General features: G+C 73.9%; 8 protein-coding genes. 5 read left to right on the top strand and 3 right to left on the bottom strand.

Annotation, left to right across the window (positions count from 1 at the left end):
- Nucleotides 1–220: 220 nt before the first annotated feature.
- Nucleotides 221–1561, bottom strand: coding sequence for an amidohydrolase family protein (locus AOK24_RS24260; RefSeq protein WP_055722189.1), 1341 nt, complete (start codon nucleotides 1559–1561; stop codon nucleotides 221–223).
- Between the two features lie 196 nt (nucleotides 1562–1757).
- On the opposite strand from AOK24_RS24260, the gene AOK24_RS24255 reads away from it, so the two are divergent.
- Entirely contained in the window at nucleotides 1758–2600 is an 843-nt protein-coding gene (locus tag AOK24_RS24255) for a helix-turn-helix transcriptional regulator (RefSeq protein ID WP_055722209.1), read from the top strand.
- A gap of 31 nt (nucleotides 2601–2631) precedes the next feature.
- On the opposite strand, the gene AOK24_RS24250 is transcribed toward AOK24_RS24255, so the two are convergent.
- Nucleotides 2632–3327 (bottom strand): SDR family NAD(P)-dependent oxidoreductase, encoded by a 696-nt coding sequence (locus AOK24_RS24250; RefSeq protein WP_055722188.1) that lies wholly within the window; start codon nucleotides 3325–3327, stop codon nucleotides 2632–2634.
- Nucleotides 3328–3429: 102 nt separating this feature from the next.
- Here AOK24_RS24250 and AOK24_RS24245 point away from each other — a divergent pair, with 102 nt between their 5' ends.
- Entirely contained in the window at nucleotides 3430–4302 is an 873-nt protein-coding gene (locus AOK24_RS24245; protein WP_055722187.1) for a helix-turn-helix transcriptional regulator, read from the top strand.
- 9 nt (nucleotides 4303–4311) lie between these two features.
- Here the strand turns inward: AOK24_RS24245 and AOK24_RS24240 are convergent, their stop codons facing one another.
- Entirely contained in the window at nucleotides 4312–5037 is a 726-nt protein-coding gene (locus tag AOK24_RS24240; protein WP_055722186.1) for a DUF6081 family protein, read from the bottom strand.
- 199 nt (nucleotides 5038–5236) lie between these two features.
- Here AOK24_RS24240 and AOK24_RS24235 point away from each other — a divergent pair, with 199 nt between their 5' ends.
- The 3 genes from AOK24_RS24235 to AOK24_RS24225 all read left to right on the top strand — a co-directional run.
- The gene (locus AOK24_RS24235; protein WP_055722185.1) at nucleotides 5237–5482 is read left to right on the top strand and encodes a hypothetical protein; all 246 of its coding nucleotides are present in this window, start codon (nucleotides 5237–5239) and stop codon (nucleotides 5480–5482) included.
- Nucleotides 5475–6626, top strand: a complete 1152-nt coding sequence (locus tag AOK24_RS24230) for an XdhC family protein (protein WP_055722184.1) — start codon at nucleotides 5475–5477, stop codon at nucleotides 6624–6626. The genes AOK24_RS24235 and AOK24_RS24230 overlap by 8 nt, the downstream gene beginning before the upstream one ends.
- A partial coding sequence (locus AOK24_RS24225; RefSeq protein WP_055722183.1) for a class I SAM-dependent methyltransferase occupies nucleotides 6623–7453 on the top strand: 831 nt, incomplete at its 3' end. The genes AOK24_RS24230 and AOK24_RS24225, both read left to right, overlap by 4 nt.

Genomic DNA, 7453 nt, shown 5'->3' with positions numbered 1-7453 from the left:
CAGCGCGGCCCCGCCGGCCACAGTGGTCGCCGCGATGAAGGTACGCCGGGTGGGGGCGTCGGTGGATGGGGAGACGGGTGTCTCGGGAACGTCGGTGGACATGTCCACCCTCCCTTGCTGGGAGCAGGAGTCGGGCACACGGAAGGCCCGCTAAGCGGACTGCCGTCCGGTTAGCGGTGACCGTAGCGGACAGCAATCCGCTTAAGCAAGGAGGGCGGTGTCATCCGCGACCGGTGACCACGGCGGCTGTCGCGCGCAGAGCCCGGGCGGTACGGCGCACATCGGCGTGGACCAGCCGGCCCCCGGACTTCACGACCTTCCCCGCCACCAGGACCGTGTCCACGTTGTGCGGCTGCGCCGCCGTCACCACGGCGTCGACGGGGTCGCGTTCGGCGGTGAGCATGTTGAGGTCGTCCAGGCGGATCATGACGATGTCGGCCTGCTTGCCGGGGCGCAGCGAGCCGATCCGGTCGGCAAGGCCCAGCGCGGCGGCGCCGTCCAGGGTGGCCATCCGCAGGACGTCCGCCGCGGTCGTCCCGGGCTGTCCCTGTCCGGCGAGGTGGACCGCCCGCATCGTGGAGAACATGTCGCCGGGGCTGAAGGCGACGGTGTCGACGCCGGTGCCCGTGGTGATACCGGCGCGCTTCAGGCGGGCGGCGTCGTCGCCGGGGGTGGCCGAGGCGGCGGCGCCCGAGTCGGCGATCAGCTTCAGTTCGTCGTCGCCGACCCCGTTGAGGTGGACGTAGAGGGCCCTGCGGCGCAGCAGTCCGGCGTCGCGCAGGGCGGTGACCGGGTGGGGGTTCGGGGGGCCGGCCGCGAGGTGGGCGGTCAGCGGGAGGTCCAGTTCGTCGGCGATGCGCCAGTCCGCCGTCACGGTCTCCATCGGCGTGGACAGAGGGCCGAGCGGGGCGTACGCCATGGTGACGAGCGCCGTGTCGTCGGCGAGGCGTTCGCGGACGCGGCGGACGTCGGCGAGCTGCCCGCCGCCGGTGACGTCGACCGGGGTGCCGTACCCGAAGACCGTGCGCAGGCCCGCCGTCTCCAGGGCGTCGACGGCCGCGTCGGCGAGGTCGGGCGTGTACGCGATGTGCGCGAAGTCCAGTTGGGTGGTGATGCCCGCGTCGAGGCACTCCAGGGCGCCGGCCAGGGTCGCGATGTGCACGTCCTGCGGCCGGAACCTCGGGCCGACCTGGTGCAGGAGGCCGAAGTAGGCGTCGAGGCCGGTGTCCACGGAGGCGCTGCGCAGCGCCGTCTGCCACAGGTGGCGGTGGGTGTCGACGAAGCCCGGGAGCACGATGTGGCCGGTGGCGTCGACGACCGTGGCGCCGGCGGCGCGCAGGCCGCGTCCCACGGCGGCGATCCGGCCCCCCTCGACCAGGATGTCGGTGCCGGGGCGCGCGGTCGGCCGGGGCTCGGTGTCGACGACGTGGCCGCCGCGGATCAGGATGCGGCCCTTCGGCGGGGTGCGCGGGCCTCCGGCGGACGCCGGTGAGGTGCTCCAGGAGACCGCCGCCGTGGCGACGGCTGCGGCGGTCAGCAGGTTTCGGCGGGGCAGGCGCATGGTCGTCTCCGTGGTCTCGCGACGGCTGGTGCGGGCGTCACGGGTGGCGCTGCCGCGACCGGCGGGGGCCGGTGCGGGCGTCACCTGTGGTGGTGCCGCAACCCTCGTGCCGAGCCGGGCGGGACAGCCAGGGGAGCCTTCTTCCTGGGACTGCCGGTACCAGGTACGTGCCCGGCCGGCGGTGTTCACTGACGGCATGACCACGACGGAACTCGGGCGGGCCCTGCGGCGCTGGCGCGACCGCCTCTCCCCCGCCACGGCCGGGCTGCCGGCCCGCGGACAGCGGCGGGCGGCCGGGCTGCGGCGGGAGGAGCTGGCCGAACTCGCCGGGCTGTCGGTCGACTACGTCACCCGCCTCGAACAGGGCCGCTCGACCAACCCGTCCGGGCAGGTCGCCGAGGCTCTGGCGCGGGCGCTGCGGCTCACGGCGGACGAGCGGGCGTACCTGTTCGGGCTGGCCGGGCTGGTGCTGCCGGGGCCCCAGGTGGTGCCGTCGTACATCCCGCCCAGCGTCCTGAGGCTGCTGGACCGGCTGGTGGACACCCCGGTCGCGGTCACCGACGCCGCTCTGACCCTGCTGATGGCCAACCCGCTGTACCAGGCGCTGCTGGGCGACATGTCCGGGGCGCGCGGCTTCGAGCGCAACGGGGCGTGGGGGGTGTTCCAGGGGTCGTCCAGCCGGATCCGGCACACGGCGGAGGAACAGCGCGCCCTGGAGATCGGCATGGTCTCCGAGCTGCGGTCCGCCGCGGGCCGGTATCCCGCCGACCCCGGGCTGCGCCGGCTGATCGCCGAACTGCGCGCGGGCAGCGAGCGGTTCGCCGAGCTGTGGGAGGCGGGTGTCGTCGGCAGCCTGGCGGTCTCGCGCAAGACGATCGAGCACCCGCAGGTGGGCCGGCTGACCCTGGACTGCAATGTGCTCCGCATGGACGGCAGCGGCCTGCGCATCCTCGGCTACTCGGCCGAGCCGGGCACCGAGGACGCGCAGAAGCTGGAACTGCTCGCGGTGATCGGCACGCAGAGCATGGCCGCCGAGTAGGCCCGCCGTACGCAACGGCGGGCGCGGTGGGTCACCAGGGCATGGGGCCGTCGCGGTCGATGATGGTGCCGGTGGGTCCGTCGGGGCCGATGGTGGCCAGGGCGACGATCGCGTCGGTGCCCTCGGTCACGGTCTGGTGGCCGCTGTGCCCGTTGAAGTCGGTCGCCGTGTAGCCCGGGTCGGCGGCGTTGACCTTGATCTCCGGCAACGTCTTGGCGTACTGCGTGGTCAGCATCGTCACCGCCGCCTTCGACGCCGTGTACAGGGGCGCGTGGTTGATGCCCTCGGCGCGCGTCGTGTCGTGGGTCAGCGTGAAGGAGCCCATGCCGCTGGACACGTTGACGATGACGGGGTGGGCGGACTTGCGCAGCAGGGGCAGGAAGGCGTGGGTGACGCGGACGACGCCGACGACGTTGATGCCGAAGACGTCGCTCGCGTCGGCGGCGGTGAGCTGGTCGGCGGGGACGTGCGGGCCGAAGACGCCCGCGTTGTTGATGAGGACGTCGATGGCGCCTTCGTGGGCGGCGACGTCGTCGGCGGCGGCTGCCACCGAGGCGTCGTCGGTGACGTCGATCCGCACGAACCGCGCGCCGAGCGCGTCGGCGGCGGCCCGGCCGCGCTGCGGGTCGCGGGCGCCGACAATGACGGTGTGGCCCGCCTCGATGAGGCGGCGGGCGGTCTCGTAGCCGAGGGACTTGTTCGCCCCGGTGATGAAGGTGGTGGTCATGCCTCCACTCTCCGGCGGGGGCAGGGGGTCAGCCAGTGCTCTGGGTGACGGTAGGACCGCCAGTACCAGGCACATCGCCGGGCGGGCGGCGAGAATGGCCTGATGACGGACGAGACCCTGGGCACGGCACTGCGCCGCTGGCGCGACCGCCTCTCCCCCGCCGACGTCGGACGCCCCTCGCAGCCCGGGCGCCGCGCGGCGGGCCTGCGCCGCGAGGAACTCGCCGAGCTCGCCGGGCTGTCGGTCGACTACGTCGTCCGCCTCGAACAGGGCCGCGCCACCAGCCCTTCCGCCCAGGTCGTCGCCAGCCTCGCCCGCGCGTTGCAGCTCCAGCCCCTGGAGCGGGACCACGCCTACCGGCTCGCCGGGCTCCTGCCGCCCCAGGAGGGGACGGTCTCCACGCATGTCCCGGCGGGTGTGCAACGGATGGTGGCCCGCCTGGGGGACTTCCCCGTGGGGGTGTTCAGCGCGGACTGGACCCTGCTGTCCTGGACCCCCGCCTGGTCGGTCCTGATGGGCGACCCCGGTGCCCGCAGCCGCCAGGACCGCAACCTGACCCGCTCGGTCTTCGCCACCGGCCCCGGCCGTCTCGCCTCCTGGCCCGTCCTGCACGACGACGGCGCCCTCAAGACCGCCCTCGTCGCCGACCTGCGCACGGCGCTCGTCAACTACCCCCGCGACCGGGACCTGGCCGCGCTCGTCGACGAACTGCGCTCCACGAGCGCCGAGTTCGCCCGGCTGTGGGACACCGGCGCGGTCGGCCCGCACGACTCGGCCCGCAAGACCGTCGTCCACCCCCAGGTGGGTGAGGTGGTCTGCGACTGCGACGTCCTCACCGTCCCCGGCTGCGACCTCCGTCTCGTCGTCTACACGGTGGCCGCGGGCTCCGCCGACGCGGAGAAACTGGAGTTCCTCCGCGTCACCAACGGCGTACGCACCGAGCCTCCGGGGCCCACGCTGTTCTCGACGCCGTGAGCGTCCCGCTCAGCCGCGTACCCGCAGGTCGCGCCAGTTCGCGGTGAACCCCTGGCCGTGCCGGGAGGTGCTCGCCCCGTCCGTGAGCGGGTGGGCCGTGAAGATGCCCATGCCGATCTTCAGGGACGCTGGCAGTTCGGCGGCCAGTTCCTCGTGGACGGTCCTGCCGTCCATCCGCCAGGTGATCCGGCGGGCCGCGGTGTCGACGGTGATCTCGCAGTAGTGGAACCAGCCGGGCGTCGCGGGCGGCCCGAACAGCGGGTCGGCCACCAGGCGCGTGAAGGGCGCGCTCACCCCGGGGTACGGCAGCTGCTCGCTGAGCGCGAAGACGGTGTCGCCGCTCGTGCACAGGTCGTAGACCCTGCCGCCCACCGGATCGCAGAGCACGAGGGCCGCGAACCCGTCGCGGGGGTCGTACGGCGTCGCGCCGTGCGCCTCGGCCGCGAGCGAGGCGGAGAACGTGACCGTGCCCGCCTCGGGCAGGGCGAAGTCCTCGGTCGACAGCCCGAGGAACTTGCAGTTGTCGGCCATCTGGACGGGGTGGCCGCGCGTGAACCGGTCGATGGCGACGCGGACACCGCCGTCGCCGAACGTGATCTCGGCGCCCGGCTCGTCCGCGACGAACGTCGTGCCGTCCGGGAGGGGGAAGGTCAGGTGGAACCAGCGGGCCGGGTCCAGGGCCGGGCCCTCGAAGGGGTCGTAGACGGACTCGCGTCCGAGGTCGGTGGTCGTCATGGGGACGCCTCGCTTCTCGTGCCGACGGAATGACAAACGGCCCGAACGGCCGCCCGCTTCACTCTCCGTCAGCGGCGAAGGCCCGACCAGTGCCCTCCGTGACGGTGGGACGGCCGGTACCAGGCCCGAAGGTGGTACCGGCCGTCCTGCGGTAAACCCGTCCCTGGCCCGCGCGCGCCATCGGGATCATCGTCGGAGCATGAACACGACGGCCCCCACCACGCCCGCCACGATCACGCTGCGCGACAACGGCGACAGACACACCCTGCACGACCGGCTGCGCCGCGGCCCTGCCTCCGGGGAGGTCCGGGTACGGCGCATGCTCGGCGTCCGCGCGCCCGGGCGGATCGTCAACTCGCTCGCCGCGCGCGGCCAGTTCAGCGGCGCGCGGCACCCGCAGACGCGTGGCGCGGACGTGCCGGATGCGGAGGTTCGGGGTGCTTGACATCGCCGATGAGGTGAGCCGGTGGGTCGAGGAGGCGCGGACCTTCGCCGTCGCCACCGTCGTGGCCGTGAGCGGCAGCAGTCCGCGCGGGCCCGGCGCCGCTCTCGCCGTGGACGCCGACGGGAAGGTGATCGGCTCGGTGTCCGGGGGCTGTGTGGAGGGCGCGGTGTACGAGCTGTGCCGGCAGGCCCTGGTCGACGGCGAGCCGGTGCTCGAACGCTTCGGCTACAGCGACGAGGACGCCTTCGCGGTCGGCCTGACCTGCGGCGGCGTCATCGACATCCTGGTCACCCCCGTCCACGCCGGCACCCCCGCCGGGACGGTGTTCCGGGCCGCCGTCCTGGCCGCCGTACGCGGCGAACGGGCGGCACTCGCCCGCGTCGTACGCGGCCCGGCGGGCACCCTCGGCACGGGCCTGCTCGTACGCCCCGACGGCTCCTACGAGGGCGGGCTCGGCGGCACGGAGTTGGAGCGGGTCGTGGTCGCCGAGGTGCTGGGGATGCTGGAGGCCGGTCGTAGTGGGACGGTGGAGGTGGCGGCCGGTGCGGGAGGGCTCACGTTGCTCGTGGAGGCCCAGGTGCCGCCGCCCCGCATGATCGTGTTCGGGGCGATCGACCACGCCGCCGCGCTCGTCCGCGTGGGCAGGTTCCTCGGTTATCACGTGACGGTCTGCGACGCCCGCCCCGTGTTCGCCACCCGGGCCCGGTTCCCGGACGCGGACGACATCGCCGTCGGCTGGCCGCACCACTACCTGCGGCGGACGCCGGTCGACGCGCGCACGGTGCTGTGCGTGCTCACCCACGACGCCAAGTTCGACGTACCGCTGCTGACGGCGGCCCTGCGGATGCCTGTCGCGTACGTCGGCGCGATGGGCTCGCGGCGGACCCATGAGGACCGCACCCGGCGGCTGCGGGAAGCGGGCCTGACCGAGGAGGAGCTGTCCCGGCTGCGCTCCCCGATCGGCCTCGACCTCGGCGCGCGTACCCCGGAGGAGACGGCCGTCTCCATCGCGGCGGAGATCGTCGCTGCCCGGCACGGCGGCACGGGCGCGCCGCTGACCGGCACGGGCACGCGGATCCACCGGGTTCCGACGGACGACTGCTCCCTCTACGCGGACTACACGGAAAAGCGGGAAACGGCATGAACGAACACTCCTCTCAGGCGACCGAGACCAGGCACGACACGTCCAGGTCCGGCGCATCCGCGCCCGGCGCGGACGGCGGTTACCTGCTCGGCAGTTCGGACCTGGAGCACCAGCGGCTGATGCTCCAGGGGCGGATCCTGCGCCCCGCGACGGAACGGTTCCTGCGTCTGGGCGGTCTGCGGCCGGGCATGTCCGTCCTGGACCTCGGCTCGGGCATGGGCGACGTCTCGATGCTGGCCGCCGAGATCGTGGGCCCTTGCGGCCGGGTCCTGGGCATCGACCGCGACCCGGCGGCCACGGAGAAGGCCCGCCGCAGAGCACGGGACGGGGCGTTCGGCGCGAGCCTCGCCTTCGAGGTCACCGAACTCGACGACTTCACCACCTCGGAGCACTTCGACGCGGTGATCGGGCGTTACGTCCTGCTCTACCAGAAGGACCCCGCGGACCTGCTCCGCCGGTTCACCCGGTTCCTGCTGCCCGGCGGCATCCTCGCCTTCCACGAGGTCGACTTCACGACGCGCGGCCCGAGTTGGCCGCCGAGCCCCGTGTGGGACGAGTGCAACCGGCTGCTCTCGGAGGTGTACCTGGCCACCGGTACGCCCCCCGACTTCGGCCGCCGCCTGAACCGCACGTTCCTCGACGCCGGGCTGCCCGCCCCGGAGGTCGTGTGCGAGGCCCTCGTCGCGACGGGCCCGCACTCGCCGCTCGTGCCGTGGCTGGCGTACACGCTGCGCAGCGTCGCGCCGGTGCTGGCGGGGGCGGGGCTGTCCCTGCCGGAGGGTCTCGCCGCCGACGAGACCCTGCCGCGGCGGCTGGAGGAGGCGGTG

Origin of the sequence: Streptomyces niveiscabiei, assembly GCF_001419795.1 — a bacterium.
Taxonomy (GTDB): domain Bacteria; phylum Actinomycetota; class Actinomycetes; order Streptomycetales; family Streptomycetaceae; genus Streptomyces; species Streptomyces niveiscabiei.
The sequence above is the reverse complement of the archived record's forward strand: the minus strand, read 5'-3'. Positions and strand labels throughout refer to the sequence as shown.